The organism is Mycobacterium sp. (assembly GCF_052145595.1).
In the GTDB taxonomy this organism is placed as follows: Bacteria; Actinomycetota; Actinomycetes; order Mycobacteriales; family Mycobacteriaceae; genus Mycobacterium.
In genome coordinates this window covers 21162-41025 of record NZ_JBKQOI010000367.1, presented here as the reverse complement: position 1 = coordinate 41025, position 19864 = coordinate 21162, and the positions used below count along the sequence as shown (strand labels likewise).

20 protein-coding genes and 1 pseudogene are annotated in these 19864 nt (G+C 65.0%); 10 read left to right on the top strand and 11 right to left on the bottom strand.

The window, feature by feature from the left end; all coding sequences use genetic code 11:
* Positions 1-296: 296 nt before the first annotated feature.
* Together ACLP4W_RS30085 and ACLP4W_RS30080 are read right to left on the bottom strand one after the other, a co-directional pair.
* Positions 297-599, bottom strand: a complete 303-nt coding sequence (locus tag ACLP4W_RS30085) for a hypothetical protein (protein ID WP_442391239.1) — start codon at positions 597-599, stop codon at positions 297-299.
* A gap of 59 nt (positions 600-658) precedes the next feature.
* Complete coding sequence (locus tag ACLP4W_RS30080) at positions 659-1144, bottom strand: hypothetical protein (protein WP_442391237.1); 486 nt, start codon at positions 1142-1144, stop codon at positions 659-661.
* An 89-nt stretch (positions 1145-1233) separates the two neighbouring features.
* On the opposite strand from ACLP4W_RS30080, the gene ACLP4W_RS30075 reads away from it, so the two are divergent.
* Complete coding sequence (locus ACLP4W_RS30075; protein WP_442391235.1) at positions 1234-1371, top strand: hypothetical protein; 138 nt, start codon at positions 1234-1236, stop codon at positions 1369-1371.
* A 256-nt stretch (positions 1372-1627) separates the two neighbouring features.
* On the opposite strand, the gene ACLP4W_RS30070 is transcribed toward ACLP4W_RS30075, so the two are convergent.
* A complete protein-coding gene (locus ACLP4W_RS30070; RefSeq protein ID WP_442391233.1) occupies positions 1628-2545 on the bottom strand; it encodes a hypothetical protein in 918 nt (305 codons plus the stop codon).
* 97 nt (positions 2546-2642) lie between these two features.
* The gene (locus ACLP4W_RS30065) at positions 2643-3209 is read right to left on the bottom strand and encodes a DUF732 domain-containing protein (RefSeq protein WP_442391231.1); all 567 of its coding nucleotides are present in this window, start codon (positions 3207-3209) and stop codon (positions 2643-2645) included.
* 68 nt (positions 3210-3277) lie between these two features.
* Here ACLP4W_RS30065 and ACLP4W_RS30060 point away from each other — a divergent pair, with 68 nt between their 5' ends.
* Positions 3278-4435 carry a phage major capsid protein gene (locus ACLP4W_RS30060; RefSeq protein WP_442391277.1) on the top strand — a complete coding sequence of 386 codons (1158 nt, stop codon included), beginning with the start codon at positions 3278-3280 and terminating at the stop codon, positions 4433-4435.
* Between the two features lie 382 nt (positions 4436-4817).
* Here ACLP4W_RS30060 and ACLP4W_RS30055 read toward each other — a convergent pair whose 3' ends face one another.
* Positions 4818-5300 carry an Ltp family lipoprotein gene (locus ACLP4W_RS30055; protein WP_442391229.1) on the bottom strand — a complete coding sequence of 161 codons (483 nt, stop codon included), beginning with the start codon at positions 5298-5300 and terminating at the stop codon, positions 4818-4820.
* A gap of 534 nt (positions 5301-5834) precedes the next feature.
* On the opposite strand from ACLP4W_RS30055, the gene ACLP4W_RS30050 reads away from it, so the two are divergent.
* Together ACLP4W_RS30050 and ACLP4W_RS30045 are read left to right on the top strand one after the other, a co-directional pair.
* Positions 5835-6278, top strand: coding sequence for a helix-turn-helix domain-containing protein (locus ACLP4W_RS30050; RefSeq protein WP_442391227.1), 444 nt, complete (start codon positions 5835-5837; stop codon positions 6276-6278).
* A complete protein-coding gene (locus tag ACLP4W_RS30045; protein WP_442391225.1) occupies positions 6275-6400 on the top strand; it encodes a hypothetical protein in 126 nt (41 codons plus the stop codon). Before ACLP4W_RS30050 ends, ACLP4W_RS30045 begins: the two co-directional genes overlap by 4 nt.
* Positions 6401-6438: 38 nt before the next feature.
* Here the strand turns inward: ACLP4W_RS30045 and ACLP4W_RS30040 are convergent, their stop codons facing one another.
* Both ACLP4W_RS30040 and ACLP4W_RS30035 read right to left on the bottom strand, forming a co-directional pair.
* Positions 6439-7176: a DUF732 domain-containing protein gene (locus ACLP4W_RS30040; protein WP_442391223.1), complete on the bottom strand. Its 738-nt coding sequence runs from the start codon at positions 7174-7176 to the stop codon at positions 6439-6441.
* Between the two features lie 375 nt (positions 7177-7551).
* Positions 7552-7788: a hypothetical protein gene (locus ACLP4W_RS30035; protein ID WP_442391221.1), complete on the bottom strand. Its 237-nt coding sequence runs from the start codon at positions 7786-7788 to the stop codon at positions 7552-7554.
* Between the two features lie 326 nt (positions 7789-8114).
* Here ACLP4W_RS30035 and ACLP4W_RS30030 point away from each other — a divergent pair.
* The 5 genes and pseudogenes from ACLP4W_RS30030 to whiA form a co-directional block, all read left to right on the top strand.
* Positions 8115-8489: pseudogene (locus tag ACLP4W_RS30030) on the top strand (HNH endonuclease signature motif containing protein); the annotation flags it as partial.
* A 204-nt stretch (positions 8490-8693) separates the two neighbouring features.
* Positions 8694-10649: an excinuclease ABC subunit UvrC gene (uvrC, locus tag ACLP4W_RS30025; protein ID WP_442391219.1), complete on the top strand. Its 1956-nt coding sequence runs from the start codon at positions 8694-8696 to the stop codon at positions 10647-10649.
* The gene (gene rapZ / locus ACLP4W_RS30020; RefSeq protein ID WP_442391217.1) at positions 10646-11578 is read left to right on the top strand and encodes an RNase adapter RapZ; all 933 of its coding nucleotides are present in this window, start codon (positions 10646-10648) and stop codon (positions 11576-11578) included. Before uvrC ends, rapZ begins: the two co-directional genes overlap by 4 nt.
* On the top strand, positions 11575-12651 hold the full coding sequence (gene yvcK, locus ACLP4W_RS30015; protein ID WP_442391215.1) for a uridine diphosphate-N-acetylglucosamine-binding protein YvcK: 1077 nt from the start codon (positions 11575-11577) through the stop codon (positions 12649-12651). Before rapZ ends, yvcK begins: the two co-directional genes overlap by 4 nt.
* Complete coding sequence (whiA, locus tag ACLP4W_RS30010; RefSeq protein ID WP_442391275.1) at positions 12648-13625, top strand: DNA-binding protein WhiA; 978 nt, start codon at positions 12648-12650, stop codon at positions 13623-13625. The genes yvcK and whiA overlap by 4 nt, the downstream gene beginning before the upstream one ends.
* A 118-nt stretch (positions 13626-13743) precedes the next feature.
* Here the strand turns inward: whiA and ACLP4W_RS30005 are convergent, their stop codons facing one another.
* Positions 13744-14073 carry a hypothetical protein gene (locus ACLP4W_RS30005; protein ID WP_442391213.1) on the bottom strand — a complete coding sequence of 110 codons (330 nt, stop codon included), beginning with the start codon at positions 14071-14073 and terminating at the stop codon, positions 13744-13746.
* A 384-nt stretch (positions 14074-14457) separates the two neighbouring features.
* Here ACLP4W_RS30005 and ACLP4W_RS30000 point away from each other — a divergent pair, with 384 nt between their 5' ends.
* Complete coding sequence (locus ACLP4W_RS30000) at positions 14458-15852, top strand: WS/DGAT/MGAT family O-acyltransferase (RefSeq protein WP_442391211.1); 1395 nt, start codon at positions 14458-14460, stop codon at positions 15850-15852.
* Here the strand turns inward: ACLP4W_RS30000 and ACLP4W_RS29995 are convergent.
* The 3 genes from ACLP4W_RS29995 to ACLP4W_RS29985 are packed head-to-tail and all read right to left on the bottom strand — an operon-like array spanning position 15849 to position 19537.
* Positions 15849-17105 (bottom strand): alpha/beta hydrolase, encoded by a 1257-nt coding sequence (locus tag ACLP4W_RS29995; protein WP_442391209.1) that lies wholly within the window; start codon positions 17103-17105, stop codon positions 15849-15851. The two genes, ACLP4W_RS30000 and ACLP4W_RS29995, sit on opposite strands and share 4 nt — an antisense overlap.
* Complete coding sequence (fadD12, locus tag ACLP4W_RS29990) at positions 17105-18724, bottom strand: acyl-CoA ligase FadD12 (protein WP_442391207.1); 1620 nt, start codon at positions 18722-18724, stop codon at positions 17105-17107. The genes ACLP4W_RS29995 and fadD12 overlap by 1 nt, the downstream gene beginning before the upstream one ends.
* 3 nt (positions 18725-18727) lie before the next feature.
* Entirely contained in the window at positions 18728-19537 is an 810-nt protein-coding gene (locus tag ACLP4W_RS29985) for a 1-acyl-sn-glycerol-3-phosphate acyltransferase (protein ID WP_442391205.1), read from the bottom strand.
* Between the last annotated feature and the right edge of the window lie 327 nt (positions 19538-19864).

Here is a 19864-nt window from a genome sequence, read left to right as displayed (position 1 = left end):
TAATTCGCGCTAGCGTCACGGCTCGTGATTTCATTCCTGAGCTTGTCACTGACACCGCCGCCGTGGGCGGAGAAGGGCGCACGCGCGGACCTCCTACAGTTCCACAACGGCAGTACCGGCTTCAATTGGGAGCGGCCCGAGTGTCGCTCGTGCGGACTGACCATCTGACAGATTACGGATGGTTCGTCGCTGGCGATAGTCGCGTGGTCGTCCATGACCTCGACAGCATCGACGTTGACGGCGTAAGCGTAGATGCCGCAAGGGAACTGGCCGCCGGGCTGCTGGCCGCCGCCGGACTAGGGCGCCTGGTTCTGTAGGACATATTCCTCAACGTCCTTGTGCGTCAGGCTGAAGTGCTGTTGCGCTAACTCGAGATGTTTTTCGCGCTGAGCGAGGATGGTCTGCCACGTAGTGATGAAGGCCGTTGTATCCGGACGCCTGCCAATACCTCCTTGCACATCCCCGAAGATTGTCTTGCGGATGTCAGCAAAGCTGCCCGTGGCGCCCCCGGCTAGCAGGCCCGCGACCCATGATGCGAGCGGACCCCATTGATTCGCGCCCCATTTGCTCAAAAGCCCGAAGACGCCGAGGAAGCCCATGGCCAGCCCTCCCGTGAAGCAAGTGACTATCACCCAGACGTGCGCGCTGGACGGTCTATTCATTTCGGCAACACTGACAATTGGTCGAGCAGACGCAACAAGGTTCCGAATAGGGCGAAAACCGCACCAGTCAGCGCCAAGCACTTGTCCTTTACGCCGAAAACCTTCTCCTGCGCCTCGTGCCCTTCAAGGGCAGTGGCTATTGCGGCATTGATGTCTTTGGCCACTTGACCGGGGAGCCTGGCGAGCTGGTTTTCGACGACGTGTAGCCGCTCCTCTGGTGTGCCAGGCATTTTGACCTCGATGGCTGCGCTGAGTTCGCCGTGGCCGTGAAGCGCGGGGGCGACTTTGTCTTTGTTGTCGGGCGGCACGTATTCGTGCAGCGCCACCTCAAGGTCGGATGCAACGGTGTTCCGTAGCCGCACGATGCCCTTTTGTAACCTATCGAGCTGGCCCGTTATGCGATTCCAGGCATGCCACAGTCCGTACACGCCGACGAGTCCGCCGACGAACTGAAGCCCGGTTGCGACGGTCTGTATGTGCATATCTCTATGGCAGCACCACATTTCCGTTACCCGCCGGACGCCACGCCGTACTTCCCCCGTACGGGTAACTGGTGGCATCATCCCAACCCATGACCGAACACCGAGACGGGGTGGCCGTCCAGCTCCGCGATGTTGCACAGCAACTCAGCCAGCTAAACCAAACCCTCGCGACCGTCGCGCAGCAACTACAGCGCGTCCAGGCACAACTTGCCCTCAAGAGCCTGTAGCGCCCGCTCGCATCGCTCGCATAGAGAAGCCTCGCCAGGACATCGCGTCCCGGCGGGGCTTCTTCGCGTTTCGGGCTTAGCAGTTTGGCAAGGCGGCACCAGACAAACGGAGAGGCCCCGCCGGTCTGGGCAACGGGGCCTCATCCTCTGTGCCGTATAACCCTAGTCGGTAGCGCCGCCGCCGGACATGGCGTCTTGCACCTTCTGCTCGATATTGCTCATCGTGCAAGCCCTCTCGCATGTCAATGGTCGGCTGTCAGTGGAATTCTGCGGTTACGGCTTTCGTGGTTGCGACTAATTTCCCCTTGCCAGAAAGTTGCACCTGGGCCGGGTCTGGTGAGAGAACGAAACTCGCGCTGGCACCTAATGCCACCAACGCCTCTCCTATTTTGGCCGTGTAATTAACTACCGGCGTCTCAAGTGGGATTACCACTCGGGGTCTGCCGTCGTCAGTGGACGAGAGGGTAATAGACAGTCCTGCGTAGTCAGGCCCAAGGAAGGACTCAAGGACGGCGCGAATCTCGGCTAGCGGTATGTCGATTGGCAGCGATAGGCGCCTATCTTGTTGTGGCGGCTCTGCGCCGCCAGTTGTGCGCGCGAGGCCGCGAACGATAGTCAGAATCTCGTCTATGACGGCGCGCTGCTGCCGGTGTCCTTTAACTCGTGCGTGCGTTTTGCGGGCCCCGGAGAACCGACTTTCGTATTCGGTGTCCCAAGCCGTCCTGAATCGTGTGCGGATTGTCTGTTCGTTGGCATTGGCGGCTTGCGCAATCTCGATGAGGATTTCCTCAACGCCTTCGCGGTTCAGCAACTTGCCCTGGAACTGTCCAATGGGTCCAGTTGCCTCACCCGCGCTGGCGAAGTCCACTAATGACGGCATAACGCGGACTGTCTCGTCGTCTACATTCTTCGACAACGCACCGGACTCGTAGTTGAGCCATTGTGACTCCTCATTCTCTTGCGTTAGCACGACGATGCCGAACTTGGTGTGAGCCAATTCGGAGGCAATTACCGGTAGTCCCCGCTGGCCAGCGCCGATGTCCATCTGCGACATGAAGGGGACGACTCCGTCGAACATCAGGTTCACGAGGTCTCGCCAGACGAGCGCAACTTGCCTCGACAGCTCTCCCGACCAGCTGATGAACACCTTCATCTTCATTTCGTCTGTCGCCACGGTGGTGAACTTAGCAAGCGGAGTAAGAGAAACCCCGCCAGTCGCATTTTTTTTGCGTCCTGGCGGGGCGTCTTCGCGTTCCGGGGCTAGTTGACGGTCATCGCAACTCCGGGCAGTACACAGTCACGGCATCGGTTACTAGCGTCAACGCCTGCTCAGCCGTCCAGCCGTCAGCTTCCGCGAACTTCTTGAAGAACGCTTCGGCCTCCGCGCCGGTGGAGGAGCGGTGCTTCGCTATGTCGTCGCACAGCGTGCGCGCCGTGACAATTGCCCAAGCGTTGGCCGCCTTCTCTGCGGGATAAGGGACTTGGTCGGCGTGGATGTTGTCGAGGAAGGTGAGGTCTCTTTGGGAGGCGATGCCGGACCAACGCGGCCCGGCGGGCGTTGATGGTATCGGCGGCGGTGTCGCCGCTGGCGCTGACACGGGCGGCGGCGCTGCCGCTGGCGCTGGACGCGAGACCGGATGGCGCAGCAGCAGCACCGAAAGCCCCACCACGGCAACGGCACCGGAACATACCAGCGCGACCAGTGCGGCCCAGACCAGACTTCGCCGCCGTGTTGACCGTAGCGGCTCATCCTCGACGCCCTCGAATGCCCACGCGACAACGTCGGCGGCCAGGGTCGGCTCCTTAGCGTCCGCCGTCGGGTCATCGTTGTCCGTCATCAGGTCAGCCCGCATCACCGGCCACCGACCGATAGCGACTCGATTTCGTCGGCGGCGGCGATGAGCGGATCGTCCGCGACGCGGAGAAGGCCGGTCGGACGCATCTGGACGCCCGACAGACCCGCCGCGTTGAGGAACTGTTGACCCAGCGCGATGCGCTTGACGAGCGCATCGCGGCCCTGACCGAGGAAATCAACCGCTGCGGGCTGACCTCACCGACCATCACCAAACTGTTAAGAAAGGGCTCCGCACCAATGGAGACTCACGACCGCCAGCTCGGCGGCACCACCGAAAACACCAGCGCGTCCAGCTGGGCGTCAACCGTCGCGACGAGAATCGCCCGCGACGGCGGTCAGGAGCGACGCGAAATTAGTACCGGTGCACTTGACGTGCCGAGTTTGGTGCTTCCATTTGTTGTGCCAATTCCGTGGCCCGTTCGACTAATTGATTTGTTCTCGAATCGAATTGCCGCCCAAAGCAACGCAATCGAGTATTACGTTGAGTCGAGCAGAACAAATAACGCGACGGTTGTCGCGGATTACGGCACGAAACCGACGTCAACGTTTACAGTTACGCCGAAAACCGACCATTGCCGCGTCGTCGCGCATCTGAGCGAACAAATCCCATTCCGCCTATTGCAGGACGTCGACGCATTACAGCCGTGGCTTGTCCGAGAAATGGCGCAGGGCGTTTTAGCCGGTCTCGAAACACATTTCGTGTCGGGCGACGGTTCCGGCGAAAATATGGTCGGGTTATTTCACACGACCGGCACGACGAGAGTCAACTTCACCACCGACCCGATCACCACCATCCGCAGCGCAATCACCCAGCTGCAGCTGCTCGGCGAGATGCCAAACGGCATCGCATTAAATCCGGTCGACGCCCAAACAATTGATTTAACAAGGTGGGGCTCTGCGGGTGGCCTATTGACCGGCGGATTTGAGCACGACACCCTCAACGGATTCGGCACGTCGAATAACATTTTCGGTCCGACCGACCAAATCCGGCGGGTCATTTCACCGTCCGTTCCGCAAGGATTCGCAATTGTCGCCGACTGGAATACCGCAATGCTCTTCGTTCGCGAAGCAATGACGCTGTCCATTAATTATTGGGGCGACGCGCTGTTTTCGACGAACACCTATTTAATGCGTGCTGAAATTCGGGCCGTCGCCGGATTTATTCGGCCACAAGCATTCGCCATCGCCAATCTAGTGTCAGGCTCGTAATGGGTGGGCCACGAATTGCGCCGTATCGCGGAATCGGCCTCGACCAGGACGACCTAGCCGATTTTGTGGAGCCCGCCGAGTGCGCGGCGCGAATGGGCATCACCGTTGCCGAAGTGATCCGCCTGGTACGTCGTGGCGCGCTACGCCATAGCGGCGGACTTATCCAACCCGCGTTGCTCGTCTAGGAGGCATGGAATGACAACGTTTGACGCGGGCGGCTGGTCAGTGCCCGTCGTGTGAGACTCGGGTGTGGCGCGCCCGCGCGGCGGTTGGGCTTCGCCGTCCATTGGCCGCCGCGCGGCGCGCCACACCCGCCAATGGGGCGTCGAACACGCTTGAGGGCACCGCCGACTGGCAGCTATCCAGCTATCGCTGTTGGCTGTCACTGATACGCGGCGGCGACTCCGTACGCGGCCTGGCTTGGAGTGAAGCCTTCGTATTCCAATTGCTCGATGAGGCCCTGACGGGAGAAGGCTGTGTAGTTGAGGTACTGCCGAGCTTTCTTCACCGCCTGCTGATTCCAGTCAACGTTGAGGCTGTCAACTGCGAATGTCGAATCTTCCGTTGAAAAACCCTCGTACTCCAATTGCTCGATGAGACTCTTACGGGAGAAGGCTGTGTAGTTGAGGTACTGCTGCGCTTTCCGCACGGCGTTCTGTTGACTCGCCGTTCCCTCCGGTAGAGCAGCCGACCTAGGGGCGACGGCATTTGCAAGGTCGGCCCGGGAGCCGTCGACCGCCTGGGCGGTGGCGGCGAGGGCTGCTGGACCGAAGGTGTCGTCGGGGTCGGCGATTGCCGGGGCGGCAGAGGCGATAGCCAGGGCGGCGGTTATGGCGGTGGTTACCGCGATTTTCTTGATGATCATTATGACTCCTATTCCCGTTGGGCTGGTAATGAGCTTTCATCGATGTCCAGGCCGACATGCAGGGTCAATAGGCCCCAGGTGCTCCGCCGGAAGTCACTTTCACACACTCACTTAGGCCCACAAAGTGTTTGCCTTTGAGCCAGCCGGTTTCGGCGGCTCCCGGTCGTCAGGTTTCCTCCCTTCTGTGGTGTCCCTCCGACGCGGCACCGCCCGGTCGATGACCAGGAGGGGGACCATAGGCCCAGCATCGACCACCCCACGCTGTGTTGCGTTGTGGACACGGCGCAAGATTCGGCTGACGTGCTGAACAGGCATGACCGGGGTAGGGGGGTAAAAACTAGCAAAGCCGGATGGTCACAACTCCGTCCCGGACTGGGCGTCCCTCCCCGCAAAGTCGTTACAGCAGGCGCAGCAAACAAACGACGAGTTGCGTTGGCTTTCAACGGTTTTCACGTTTTCGTACCCCTCAGCAACTATCTGCGGCCGTCTGCGTGTCCTGCCGTGTTACACCCTCTGAGCTGCAACAATGGCGTTATGCGTTACAGCAAACTTCAGCGTGCCCAGCGTGACGAGCGCATCCGCGTATTGCACCGCCGGGGCTTGTCCTACCGGGAGGTCGCCGACCGGGTGGGGTGTTCTCATATGGCGGTGAAGCGCGCTTTGTCGCGGCCGGTGCCTGAGCCCGACGACGAGGACCTGGACGACGACCGGGTGCCCGCCGCCGATGAGGACGTAAACGGCTTCGCCCCGCCGTTTGCGTTCGCCGGGCTAGAGCCGCCGGGCGGTGGTCGCGGTGCGGAGCGGTACGTGGACGCCAACGGGGTGGAGTGCAGTGCGCTCGACATCTACCGGGCCGACTACGCGGACGGCTCGGTAGGGCACGGTTACCTCGCGGACGCGCAACGACAAATCGAAGCCGCCGGATTTACGCGGGTGTCCACCGGCACCGGCTTTTGGCATTGGGAGCGCAAGCGATGACGACGAGACCGGCGGGTGGCTCCTACGGCGTCGTCCTCGTCGTCGAAACCTCGGCGTCGGCGATACCGGATTGGCGGGCGCGACTGGCCGCCGTCGATGCCAGGGCGGACGACGACGATTAGCAACTTCAAAGGGTGTTGGACAAGTTCGGTAGCAGAAATTACTGCGGGCAGTACACGTCGGAGGCGGCTACCACGACAGCGTTAATCCGCGCATACTCCGTGTCCGGATCGAGTCCCCCCGCTGTACCCGCCGCCGTCTCTTCCCCGAGCAGCCTGCGGGTGACCGCGGACGCGTCGGGGTTCTGCGCCAGAAGCTCACAGGCGCGGTGGCCGTCGTGGATAACGGCGTCGGGCTTATTGGGCTTCCCGCCCCACAGGCCGCTGACTTCGCTGAGGAACTGCTGATCCAGTTCGGGGCTGGACGCCTGCGTTCTGGTCGGCCGCGCGGGTGTAGTTGTCACAGTGACCGTAGGCACCACCACAGTCGTCGTTGACGGCGGAGGCGGCGGAGGCGGCTGTGGGGTCGCCGTCTGCGATGACGTCGGCGGCTGCGGGACCGGCGGCTGCTTCTGGTGCTGGTCCCGCAAGACCCAGACAGCCAGCCCAGCCGCCGTCGCCACCGCCAAACCAGCCACCGTTATCAACGCCGCATCGCGCCACGCCACCCGCCACGACCGCCCCACCCGCTCGGACGACTCCTCGGAGTAGGCCTCCGGGAACGCGTACGGTGTCGCCACCGTCGGCGGCTTGTCGTCGTCAGGGATCGGCGGGGCGACCTGCGTCGGCATCCCCTCCGCCGACGTCAAACACTCATCGACCGCGACCACGGGCAGCTCGCCGCTGGCCGCCAGCTGCCCAGGCTGCTCATCGTGCGGGGGAACCGGCGGGGCAGTCATCGCCGTGACAAATATCGTCTTGGGTGGATGGGCGCGATGCCGGGGATCACCCGCGGTTCCCCAATTTCATCAGCAGCCTGCATCGCTGAGGATGCGCTGGGCCGTGGACTCGCCGACTCCGTAATACATCTTGATCAGGTCTATGGCGAAGTCACGACCGTACTGTGCCAGTGAGTTGCATATCCCTGTGTAGTCGTACGGGCCGATGCCGCCGCAGCGATGCCCCGATGGGCAGGCAGGATTATCTGCGTAGGCTGGTGCAGCGAACTGCACGGATGCCGCAAGCACAACCCCAATTGCTGCCGATCCGATGGCTGACGCGGGCAATGACTTACGAAGCATGTTGAGCACTCCTTTTCCGGCCGGAAGATGGTGTCACTTGCGTTTTGTCGTTGTCATGGCCAGCAGGTAGCCGACGATGAGCCGCGTCCCGAGTAGCCACAGCACCGCAAAGAACACCGCAACCGGCCACGGGAAAAACGGGTCTGGCGGCGCACACAGTGCCCAAACCGGAACGCCGATCAGGATTGTCAGGGACGCCCACCCGGCGAGGCCGAAAAACCACAAAGTGAGGGCGTTGAGGCCGCTGAGGCGTTTCGGGGCGTCACTCACTGGTGGCTCCTTTCTTGACCACTGTGCGGGGGGAACGTAACCCCGTACCCGGAATCAGGGTCCGCACCACACCGGGGCTTTGTGTAGGTCCAAAAGTCACTAAACCGCAGTTAGATTGGCACTTAGCCGACGATGCCGGTACGGCCCAGGGGATGCTGATACGGGCGTGACGGGTGTGGTTTGGCGACTTATTGCGTCAGTTGAGCGTTAGCCGCCCGCCTACGAGCATAAAACCGCAGGTCAAACATGGTGCGCGATACTGGGATTGAACCAGTCGATGCTCACGGCCAGCTGGACGCGCCTTGGGGGCAGATTACTGACTTGTCAGCAACCTGAAATGCCTGTGCCGGCTTCATCATTTGATGAAAACGTTCTGGGGCTGGCGTGACCAACAGTTGCCTGACGGGACGGTGATCTGGCGGCTGCCCGACGGGCACACCTATGTCACGACTCCCGGCAGTGCCTTGTTGTTTCCGTCGCTGTGTGTGCCCACCGGCGATTTGCCCGCCGTCAAAACCCCGGCGCAGGCGCGCTGCGACCAGCGCACGGCCATGATGCCGCTGCGCACGCGGACCCGCGCCCAAAGCCGCGCCCACCGTGTTGCCACCGAACGCAACCACAACCGCCAAACCCGGCTAGCCGCCCAACCCACACAAACCGGGCCGGCGCCGCCTGGCGATGAGGCACCACCGCCCTTCTGACAGCCGGACGACGGTCTCACGAAGAGGCGACCTGTCCCCCGGTCGAGCCCCGGGCCCAGCGGCGCTCCGACCAGCGCACGGCCATGATGCCGATGCGCATCGCCACCCGCGCCCAAAACCGCGCCCGCCGCGTCGCAACCGAACGCGACCAACCACCCGATCCCGACGACGCGCCGCCTTCTTAGTGACTACTAGCCTGGGTACGTGCCAGATCCCGCAACATATCGCCCCGCGCCCGGGTCCATCCCGGTCGAGCCAGGCGTCTACCGATTCCGGGATTCGCACGGGCGAGTCATCTACGTCGGCAAGGCTAAGAGCCTGCGTAGCCGGCTGACGTCCTACTTCGCTGACGTCGCCGGCCTGCACCCGCGGACGCGACAGATGGTGACCACCGCGGCCAAAGTCGAGTGGACGGTGGTCAACACCGAAGTCGAGGCGTTGCAGCTGGAATACAACTGGATCAAGGAGTTCGATCCGCGCTTCAACGTCCGTTACCGCGACGACAAGTCCTATCCCGTGCTGGCCGTCACCCTTGACGAGGAGTTTCCCCGGCTGATGGTCTACCGCGGCCCGCGGCGCAAGGGTGTGCGGTATTTCGGGCCGTACTCCCACGCATGGGCAATCCGGGAGACGCTGGATCTGCTCACCCGGGTGTTTCCGGCGCGAACGTGCTCGGCTGGAGTGTTCAAGCGGCACAAGCAGATCGACCGCCCATGCCTCCTCGGCTACATCGACAAATGTTCGGCGCCGTGTGTCGGCAGGGTCAGCGCCGAGCAGCATCGCCAAATCGTGGAAGACTTCTGCGACTTCCTGTCCGGCAAGACCGACCGGTTCGCCCGCGACCTGGAGCAGCAGATGAATGCCGCGGCAGAGCAACTCGATTTCGAGCGGGCCGCGCGGCTGCGTGACGACCTGTCCGCGCTGAAGCGAGCCATGGAGAAGCAGGCCGTGGTGCTCGGCGACGGTACCGACGCAGACGTGGTTGCCTTCGCCGACGACGAGCTGGAAGCGGCGGTGCAGGTGTTCCACGTCCGCGGCGGCCGCGTTCGCGGCCAGCGCGGCTGGATCGTCGAAAAGTCTGGCGACCCAGGCGATTCCGGCGAGGAGCAGCTGGTCGAGCAGTTCCTGACGCAGTTCTATGGCGAGCAGGCAGAACTGGGCTTCTCAACCGACCAAGCCGCCGACGAATCGGCTAACCCGGTTCCCCGCGAGGTGCTGGTGCCGTGCCTGCCGTCCAATGCCGACGAGTTGGCCAGCTGGCTGTCCGGTCTGAGGGGTTCACGGGTGGCGCTGCGAGTACCCCGGCGCGGCGACAAGCGCGCGCTGGCCGAAACCGTGCAGCGCAACGCGAAAGAAGCACTGCAGCAACACAAGCTCAAACGAGCCGGCGACTTCAACGCCAGATCTGCTGCGCTGCAGAATATTCAGGACGCCCTGGGCTTGGCCGATGCTCCGCTGCGCATCGAATGCGTCGATATCAGCCACGTGCAGGGCACCGATGTGGTGGGCTCATTGGTGGTGTTCGAGGACGGCCTGCCGCGCAAATCGGACTACCGCCACTTCGGGATCCGGGAAGCCGCCGGGCAGGGCCGCTCCGACGACGTCGCCTCTATCGCCGAAGTGACCCGTCGCCGGTTCCTGCGGCACCTCAGCGACCAGAACGATCCCAATCTGCTTTCCCCGGAGGGAAAATCGCGCCGGTTCGCCTACCCGCCCAATCTGTATGTCGTCGACGGCGGGGCGCCACAGGTCAACGCGGCCAGCGCCGTGCTCGACGAGCTCGGCATCACCGACGTCGCGGTGATCGGCTTGGCCAAGAGGCTGGAAGAGGTATGGGTGCCGTCCGAGCCCGACCCGATCATCATGCCGCGCAACAGCGAGGGGCTCTATCTACTGCAGCGGGTGCGTGATGAGGCGCATCGGTTCGCCATCGCCTACCATCGCAGCAAGCGATCCAAGCGAATGACCGCCTCAGCGCTGGATTCGGTGCCAGGATTGGGAGAACATCGCCGCAAGGCGCTGGTTACCCACTTCGGATCGATAGCCCGCCTCAAGGAGGCCACCGTCGAGCAGATCACTGCCGTTCCGGGCATCGGCGTGGCCACCGCCACGGCCGTCCTCGAGGCGCTGCGGCCCGAGCCATCCGGAGTCTCGGAATGACGACTCAAGGTCGGGACGGCGAGCAGTTCGCCGCGTTCGCCGAGAGCCACCCGGGTGACGCCGCGGCCGGTATCGATGTCGTGCTGGTGACCGGATTGTCGGGCGCCGGGCGGGGTACTGCGGCCAAGGTGCTCGAGGACCTGGGCTGGTATGTGGCCGACAACCTGCCACCCCAGCTGATAACCCGGATGGTCGATTTCGGGCTGGCCGCAGGGTCGCGGATCACTAAGCTGGCGGTGGTCATGGATGTGCGGTCGCGCGGATTCACCGGCGATTTGGACTCGGTGCGCACCGAGCTGGCCACCCGCAACATCACCCCGCGTGTGGTGTTCATGGAGGCATCCGACGACGTGTTGGTGCGCCGCTACGAACAGAATCGCCGCAGCCATCCGCTGCAGGGCGAGCAGACCCTGGCCGAGGGCATCGCCGCCGAGCGCCGGATGCTGGCTCCGGTTCGCGCCACCGCCGACCTGATCATCGACACCTCGACGCTGTCGGTGCGGGGCCTGAGGGAAAGCATCGAGCGTGCCTTTGGCGGCGACGCGGGCGCCTACACCAGCGTCACCGTTGAGTCCTTCGGCTTCAAGTACGGCCTGCCGATGGACGCCGACATGGTGATGGACGTGCGGTTTCTGCCGAACCCGCACTGGGTCGATGATCTGCGTCCGCTCACCGGCCAACATCCGGCGGTGCGCGATTACGTGTTGGGCCAGCCCGGCGCGGCCGAGTTCCTCGACGCTTACCATCGATTGCTAAACCTGGTTGTCGACGGCTACCGCCGGGAGGGCAAGCGTTATATGACGGTCGCCATCGGCTGCACCGGCGGCAAGCATCGCAGCGTCGCGATCGCCGAGGCATTGATGCAGCTGCTCCGGGGCAATGCGCAACTGGCGGTGCGAGTGCTGCACCGGGATTTGGGCCGCGAATGAGCCCACCGGATAGCGAGGGCATCGTTGCGCTGGGCGGCGGGCACGGCTTGTACGCAACGTTGTCCGCGGCGCGGCGACTGACTCCCTACGTCACCGCTGTGGTGACCGTCGCCGACGACGGCGGCTCGTCGGGCCGGCTGCGCAGCGAACTGGATGTGATTCCGCCGGGCGATTTGCGAATGGCCTTGGCGGCGTTGGCTTCTGACAGTCCATATGGACGGCTGTGGGCGACCATCCTGCAGCATCGATTCGGCGGTAGCGGCGCCCTGGCCGGACACCCGATCGGCAACCTGATTCTTGCCGGCCTCAACGAGGTGCTGGGCGATCCGGTCGCCGCGCTCGACGAGCTCGGTCGCATCCTCGGCGTCAAGGGCAGGGTGCTGCCGATGTGCCCGATCGCATTGCAGATCGAGGCCGACGTGTCCGGCCTGGAGTCCGACCCGCGGATGTTCCGGCTGATCCGCGGCCAGGTGGCCATCGCGACTACACCGGGCAAGGTGCGGCGGGTGCGCCTCCTGCCGGCCGACCCGCCGGCGACCCGGCAGGCCGTCGACGCCATCATGGCTGCCGACCTGGTGGTGCTTGGGCCCGGTTCCTGGTTCACCAGCGTGATCCCGCACGTGCTGGTGCCGGGGCTGGCGGCGGCGCTGCAGGCCACCACTGCCCGGCGGGCACTGGTGCTCAACTTGGTGGCCGAGCCGGGGGAGACGGCCGGTTTCTCGGTGGAACGTCATCTGCATGTATTGGTACAGCACGCACCCTGGTTCACCGTGCACGACATCATCATCGACGCCGAACGAGTGCCGGCAGAGCGCGAACGGGAGCAACTGCGCCGCACCGCAAACCTGCTACAAGCCCAGGTCCACTTCGCTGACGTGGCCCGACCTGGTACACCTTTACATGACCCGGGCAAGCTCGCGGCGGCACTGGACGGGGTCCGAGCGGGCCATAGGGGCCGGGGGGCCCCTCCAGCAACGGCCACGGCGGACATTCGGGTCGAACGTGAAAGTCCACAGACCGGCGTGAACGGGCCGGCTGGCAGCGGACCGAGGGGTGACGACGCGTGGCGATGACGACCGAAGTCAAGGACGAACTGAGCCGCCTGGTGGTGAAGTCGGTCAGTGCGCGTCGCGCCGAAGTCACGTCCCTGCTCAGGTTCGCCGGCGGGTTGCACATCGTGGGCGGCCGGGTGGTCGTCGAGGCGGAGGTGGACCTGGGCAACATCGCGCGACGACTGCGCAAGGACATCTTTGAGCTGTACGGATACAACGCCGTCGTGCATGTCTTGTCGGCCAGCGGGATTCGTAAGAGCACCCGGTACGTGCTGCGGGTTGCCAACGACGGCGAAGCACTCGCGCGTCAGACCGGGCTGCTCGACATGCGGGGGCGTCCGGTGCGCGGCCTGCCGGCCCAGGTGGTCGGCGGCAGCATCGCCGACGCCGAAGCCGCGTGGCGGGGCGCCTTTTTGGCGCACGGGTCGCTGACCGAGCCGGGACGTTCGTCGTCGTTGGAGGTCAGTTGCCCCGGCCCGGAGGCCGCGCTGGCGCTGGTGGGCGCGGCACGCCGGCTTGGGGTCAGCGCGAAGGCCCGCGAGGTGCGCGGTGCCGATCGGGTGGTGGTGCGCGACGGTGAGGCGATCGGCGCCCTGCTGACCCGGATGGGCGCCCAGGACACCAGGCTCGTCTGGGAGGAGCGCCGGATGCGCCGCGAGGTCCGGGCGACGGCCAACCGGCTCGCCAACTTCGACGACGCCAATCTGCGCCGCTCGGCCCGCGCCGCGGTCGCGGCGGCCGCTCGGGTGGAGCGCGCGCTGGAGATCCTCGGCGACACCGTCCCCGAGCACCTGGCGTCGGCCGGCAAACTGCGCGTCGAGCATCGGCAGGCTTCCCTCGAGGAGCTCGGCCGCCTCGCCGACCCGCCGATGACGAAAGACGCTGTGGCCGGCCGTATTCGGCGATTGCTTTCGATGGCGGATCGCAAGGCGAAGGTCGAAGGCATCCCCGACACCGAGTCGGCGGTGACGCCAGACCTGATGGAGGACGCCTAACGACGATGCGCGCCGTGAAACGGCGGGCTGAGGAGTTGGGCGAATGGAGCACGCCTAACGACGATGCGCGCCGTGAAACGGCGGGCTGAGGAGTTGGGCGAATGGGAGCACGCGTAATTCAGGAGGGTGGTTCGGTGATCCGCTCCAACACGACCCGCAAGCCACCCATGTCGGGTCGGGTCCAGATCATGTGTCCATCCTCGTCGAGCCGCCGGGTGACCTCGAAGCCTGGTTGGCCGACCGGCCGCAGCACGAATACCGCGTCCTCGTAGGAGGCGACTACATGGATGGGAGTCGTGAAGTCGAACACCGACACGTCGTGGACGCCGTTCTTCTCAGTTCCGTCGGCGCGGGCATCGGCAATGGTCCCGCCACCGCAGTCGACGATTCGGTTACCGCACTGTTCGACCCGCTCGGTGTACCCAAGTAACGGGTCCCCTTCCGGCACCGACGCACCTCGACGGGTGGCCGAGACAACTCTCCAAATACCCCTCAAGTCAGGCGCTCCGTCTACCAGAGGCTCGGTGCATCCGGCCAGTATCGGCGGTGGGAACTCATCCCCATAGCCTCCGGGTGGGGTGTGGGCCACAGGGATCTCGTCGGCCATAAGCCCTGCCGCCTTGCTCGCCCGAGGCGTGTGGGCCGCACCTTCAATCGGGGCGTGGATATCGGACACGGTTTGGTACCTCCTCGGGAGCAGCCGACGCCATGACCGTTCGTCTGGCCTGAATATCACACCTCCGCATCCGTGCACCGAGTCGACAGGCAGAGGTGCCGGTGAATTATCCGGGTAGCCATTTTGCGGCGGGTGGGGGAGGGCTACGGTCGGGGGATGAAGCGGCTTTCGAGTGTTGACGCGGCGTTTTGGTCTGCAGAGACTGCGGGCTGGCACATGCATGTGGGTGCACTGGCGATCTGCGATCCCAGGAACGCTCCCGAGTACAGCTTTCAGCGACTCCGCGAACTGATCATCGAGCGACTGCCGGAGCTGCCGCAGCTGCGCTGGCGGGTGACCGGTGCGCCCCTCGGGCTGGACCGGCCCTGGTTCGTCGAGGACGAGGAACTCGACGTCGACTTTCACGTGCGCCGCATCGGCGTTCCCGCGCCGGGCGGTCGCCGCGAGCTCGAAGAGCTGGTGGGCCGGCTGATGTCCTACAAGCTGGACCGCGCTCGGCCGCTGTGGGAACTGTGGGTGATCGAGGGCCTGGAAGGTAGCGCGGGCGGCCGGATCGCGACGTTGACCAAGATGCACCACGCCATCGTCGACGGGGTTTCCGGCGCCGGGCTGGGTGAAATCCTGCTGGACGTCACGCCGGAACCCCGGCCGCCGCAAGAGGAGACGGTCGGGTCGCTGGTGGGAAACCAGCTTCCGGGCTTCGAGCGGCGCGCGCTGGGCGCGCTCATCAATGTGGGCATCATGACGCCGTTCCGGGTCACCCGACTGGTCGAGCAGACGTTGCGCCAGCAGATCGCCAGGCTGGGCGTCAGCAGCAGGCCGCCGCGATACTTCGAAGCGCCCAAGACCCGGTTCAACGCGCCCGTGTCGCCGCACCGGCGGATCACCGGCTGCCGCGTCGAGTTGGCCCGGGCCAAGGCCGTCAAGGACGCGTTCAGCGTCAAGCTCAACGACGTCGTGCTGGCACTGGTGGCCGGCGCCGCCCGCGACTACCTGGAGAAGCGCGGCGAGTTGCCGGCCAAACCGCTCATCGCGCAGATCCCGGTCTCAACTCGTACCGATGAGACAAAGAGCGATGTCGGAAACAAGATCAGCTCGATGACCGCATCCCTGGCCACCGACATCGAGGACCCCGCCGAGCGGCTGTGTGCCATTCACGAAAGCACCAGGAGCGCCAAAGAAATGGCCAAAGCGTTGTCGGCGCACCAGATCATGGGGCTGACCGAGACCACGCCGCCCGGGTTGCTGCAGCTGGCGGCGCGGGCCTACACCGCATCCGGGTTGTCGCGAAACCTCGCCCCCGTCAACCTGGTCGTGTCCAACGTCCCCGGTCCGCCGTGCCGGCTGTACATGGCGGGCGCCAAGCTGGACTCGCTGGTGCCGCTCGGGCCGCCGGTCATGGACGTCGCGCTGAACATCACCTGCTTCTCCTACCAGGACTACTTGGACTTCGGCTTCGTGACGACGCCCGAAGTGGCCAACGACATCGACGACATGGCCGATCGCATCGAACCGGCGCTGACCGAACTCGAGAACGCGCTGAACAGCTAGTCGCGGTTGAGATAGCTCGTCACGTAGACCCAGGACAAGAACCGGGACACCGCCTCCGCGGACTGCTGCGCGCGCGGAGAACCGAAGATGTCGAAAGCGTGTTGCGCATTGGGCAACTCGGCGTAGGCGACGGGGGACTTCGAAACCGCCCGCAGTTCGTCGACGAACTCCTGCGCTTCCCCGACCGGGATCAGGGAATCGTCGTGACCATGCAGGACGAAGAACGGCGGCGCCTCGGCCCGGACCTCGCGGACCGGCGACGCATCGATATAGACGTCGCGGTGGGTGGCGAACTTCTTCTTCACCACGAACTTCTGGAGCAGGGCGATGAATTCGCGACGCCCCTCCCCATCGGTGGAAAACCAGTCGTAGCGCCCGTATATGGGCACGGCGGCGACCACCGAGGTGTCCGCCTCTTCGAACCCCGGCTGGAACTTGGGGTCGTTAGGGGTCAGGGCCGCCAGCGCGGACAGATGGCCGCCGGCCGACCCGCCGGTGATTGCAACGAAATTCGGATCTCCGCCGTAGGCCGCGATGTTCTCCTTCACCCACGCCAGCGCCCGTTTTACGTCGACGATGTGGTCGGGCCAGGTGTGGAGCGGGGAAACCCGGTAGTTCAGCGATACACAGATCCAACCGCGCGAAACCAGGTGGCTCATCAAGGGATACGCCTGGGGACGGCGCCACCCGATCACCCACGCGCCGCCGGGCACCTGCACCAGCACCGGCGCCTTGCCCTCGCGCGGCAGGTCGCGTCGACGCCAGATATCGGCCAAGTTGGCCCGACCGTGCGGACCGTAGGACACGATGTTGCTCTTGTCGACGAAGCGCCGGCGCGCCACGGTAGTACGCAGCGGCAGGTCGCGCCGTCCCCGAACCGCGGGCGTGTTCGGCAGCGTGGCCAGCTCCTCGGCGTAGTCCGGTCCCAGCTGTTCGCGTAGCCCCGCCTCCAGCACCGGGCCCGGCGTGGTGACACCGCGGTAGCGGATCACCCCCAGGATCGCCCAGGATGCTGCCGTCAGGGCCAGCGCCGCCTTCCCCTTCGGCCCGGCGAAATCGCCGCGGCGCCCGCGGCGCAGCGCGTCGGCCAGCGAGGCGGTGAAGTACGGGCCCGGCACCTCCGACGTCGGCCAGCCGAACCAGAACACCAGGACGGTGCTGTAGCCCTTACGAGCCAGAGGGCGTAATCCGTTGGCGGCGTTGACGAATTCCACCGCCGCGCGCGCCAACGGCCTGGGTTTACGCAGCCGCATCAGCCGCTGACCTTCGATTGCAGTTCGGCGCGCAGGACCTTGCCGGTGCTGCCGCGGGGAAGCTCGTCGACGACGGCTACTTCGCGGGGCACCTTGTAGTTGGCCAGGTTCTCCCGGACGTGTTGCTTGAGACTGTCGGGGGTAGCCGATCCGCCCGGGTTCAGCACCACGAAAGCCGCCAGCCGCTGGCCGTACTGCTCGTCGTCCACGCCGATGACCGCCGCTTCGGCCACGTCCGGGTGTGCTGCCAGCGTCTTCTCCACCTCGATCGGGTAGACGTTCTCACCGCCGGAGACGATCATCTCGTCGTCGCGGCCGACGACGAACAGCCGCCCGGCCTTGTCCAGGTAGCCGACGTCGCCCGACGACATGAAGCCGCCATGGAAATCCTTTGTGGTGCCGGATGTATAGCCGTCGAACTGGGTGTCGTTGCGAACATAGATGCCGCCCACCTCACCGGTGGGCAGTTCGTTGAATTCCTGATCCAGGATGCGGATTTCGGTTCCGCCCGCCGGCCGACCCGCGGTGTCGGGCGCGGCGCGCAGGTCCGCCGGTGTGGCGGTGGCGATCATGCCGGCCTCGGTGGCGTTGTAGTTGTTGTAGATCACGTCGCCGAACTGGTCCATGAACGCGATGACGACATCGGGTCGCATCCGTGAACCCGATGCGGCCGCGAACCGCAGCGACCGGCCGCTGTAGCGGTTGCGGACGGTGTCGGGCAGTTCCATGATCCGGTCGAACATCACCGGCACCACCGCCAGGCCCGTCGCCTTGTGCCGGTCGATGAGGTCCAGCGTGGCCTCCGGATCGAATTTGCGCCGGGTGATCACCGTACAGGCCATCGACGCGGCGAAGATCAACTGCGAGAAGCCCCACGCGTGGAACATCGGCGCCACGATCACTATTGGCTCCTCCGTACGCCACGGCGTGCGGTCCAGAATCGCCTTGAGCGTGCCGATGCCTGCTCCACCGCCAGATTGCCTGGCGCCCTTGGGTGTTCCGGTGGTGCCGGAGGTGAGCAGGATCATCTTGCCCTTGCGGCCGGTGCGCTCCGGCTGTTGCCCGGTGTGGTCGGCGATGAGTTTCTCGAGTGTTAGCTCGTGCTGTCCGTCGGTCCACGCCAGGATGCGGGTGGCGCCCGGTTGGTCGGCCAGCGCGCGCTCCACCGTCGAGCCGAAGTCCTCGTCGTAAATGACGGCGTCGACGCCTTCGCGGTTGACCACGTCGGCCATCGCCGGCCCGGCGAACGATGTGTTGAGCATTAAGACGTCGGAGCCGATCCGGTTGGCGGCCACCAGCGCCTCGACGAACCCGCGGTGATTGCGGCACATGATCCCGACGACCTTCGGCTGGCCGCCGGGCAACGCTTGTAGTCCCGCGGCCAGCGCGTTGATCCGCTCGTCGAGCTGTCGCCAGGTCAGGGTGCCGAGTTCGTCGACCAGGGCAGGGCGGTCCGGGCAGCGCTGGGCCGCACTGGCGAAACCCACGGTCATGCCCATGCCTTCGCGACGCATGGCGGCCGCCATCTTCAGGTAGCGGTCGGGCCGCATCGGCGCGATCATGCCGGCGCGCCGCAGAGTGGTGATGATGCCGAGGGCCTGGTCGATACGAGATGCCATGGCTCAGCCCAGAATCGGGAGACGGCGCTTGGCGGCGAGCTCGTTGAGGGCCTGCTGCATCACCGATCGCACGTGCTCGTCGACCTCGTCGACGTCTGGGTCGTCGCCGAACTGCGCGGCGATGTCGATCGGATCCAGCACCCGCGTCACGATCTTGGTGGGCAGCGGCACATTGGGTGGGATCACGGCACTGAACCCGAACGGGAAGCCGAACGAGAGCGGCAGAATGGCGCTGCGCAGCAACCGCTTGACCCCCAGCCGTTCGGCCAGCCACGTGCCGCGGGACAGGTACAGCTGGGTCTCCTGTCCGCCGATGGACACCGCGGGCACGATGGGCACACCGGCTTCCAGGGCCGTGCTGACGTATCCCTTGCGCCCGTTGAAGTCGATGACGTTCTCCGAAAGGGTGGGCCGGTATGCATCGTAGTCACCGCCGGGGAAGACGACCACAACGCCGCCCGACCGTAGGGCCTTCGCCGCGTTGTCACGGTTGGCCCGGATGTAGCCGGCACGCCTGAAGAGCGATCCGGTTGGGCCCATGAAGAGGATGTCGTGGCTCAGCGTGTAGACCGGCCGGTCGTAGCCGAACTTCTCGTAGAAGTCGACGCTGAAGATCGGGACGTCCATCGGGAACATGCCACCGGAATGGTTACCCACCACCAGCGCTCCGCCGGGCGGGAAGGACTCCAGGCCGTGCACCTCCGACCGGAAGTATGCCTTCAAGAACGGCCGCATCACGCCCATCAGCCGCTGGGTCAGGCCGGGGTCGAACTTGTCGATGTCCCCGATGTCTGGGCTGTCGCTTACCGTCACGTCCCTCCCTTGGGCTCCGGCGGAGGCCGCTTTGCCGTACCGGGTCCCTCGATGGTAGCGACCGTGACGGGGGCCGCCGCCACCGTGTTTCACCGCATTCGCCTCACGGTGTTTTTAGTCCTGACCTGGCAGCAACGGCGTTCATCGCGGGCGCATGTGGTGCGGATCGGATCCGGAGTCTATCGTTACCCACACGAAACACCCCAGCTGAGAGGAACGACATGGACTTCGCCGGTTTGTCCGACGAACGTGCTGCACGTTCGATCGCTGGGCACAGGTCGAGCGGGCGCGGACGTCGGGCCCGCAGCATCACGGTCCGGCCCGCGT

Excerpts from the sequence above, each read along its gene's own strand:
- ACLP4W_RS30085 (WP_442391239.1), bottom strand. The coding sequence starts at position 599 with ATGGGCTTCCTCGGCGTCTTCGGGCTTTTGAGCAAATGGGGCGCGAAT.
- ACLP4W_RS30080 (WP_442391237.1), bottom strand. The coding sequence starts at position 1,144 with ATGCACATACAGACCGTCGCAACCGGGCTTCAGTTCGTCGGCGGACTC.
- ACLP4W_RS30075 (WP_442391235.1), top strand. The coding sequence starts at position 1,234 with ATGACCGAACACCGAGACGGGGTGGCCGTCCAGCTCCGCGATGTTGCA.
- ACLP4W_RS30065 (WP_442391231.1), bottom strand. The coding sequence starts at position 3,209 with ATGACGGACAACGATGACCCGACGGCGGACGCTAAGGAGCCGACCCTG.
- ACLP4W_RS30055 (WP_442391229.1), bottom strand. The coding sequence starts at position 5,300 with ATGATCATCAAGAAAATCGCGGTAACCACCGCCATAACCGCCGCCCTG.
- ACLP4W_RS30050 (WP_442391227.1), top strand. The coding sequence starts at position 5,835 with ATGCGTTACAGCAAACTTCAGCGTGCCCAGCGTGACGAGCGCATCCGC.
- ACLP4W_RS30045 (WP_442391225.1), top strand. The coding sequence starts at position 6,275 with ATGACGACGAGACCGGCGGGTGGCTCCTACGGCGTCGTCCTCGTCGTC.
- ACLP4W_RS30040 (WP_442391223.1), bottom strand. The coding sequence starts at position 7,176 with ATGACTGCCCCGCCGGTTCCCCCGCACGATGAGCAGCCTGGGCAGCTG.
- rapZ (WP_442391217.1), top strand. The coding sequence starts at position 10,646 with ATGACGACTCAAGGTCGGGACGGCGAGCAGTTCGCCGCGTTCGCCGAG.
- yvcK (WP_442391215.1), top strand. The coding sequence starts at position 11,575 with ATGAGCCCACCGGATAGCGAGGGCATCGTTGCGCTGGGCGGCGGGCAC.
- whiA (WP_442391275.1), top strand. The coding sequence starts at position 12,648 with ATGACGACCGAAGTCAAGGACGAACTGAGCCGCCTGGTGGTGAAGTCG.
- ACLP4W_RS30000 (WP_442391211.1), top strand. The coding sequence starts at position 14,458 with ATGAAGCGGCTTTCGAGTGTTGACGCGGCGTTTTGGTCTGCAGAGACT.
- ACLP4W_RS29995 (WP_442391209.1), bottom strand. The coding sequence starts at position 17,105 with ATGCGGCTGCGTAAACCCAGGCCGTTGGCGCGCGCGGCGGTGGAATTC.
- fadD12 (WP_442391207.1), bottom strand. The coding sequence starts at position 18,724 with ATGGCATCTCGTATCGACCAGGCCCTCGGCATCATCACCACTCTGCGG.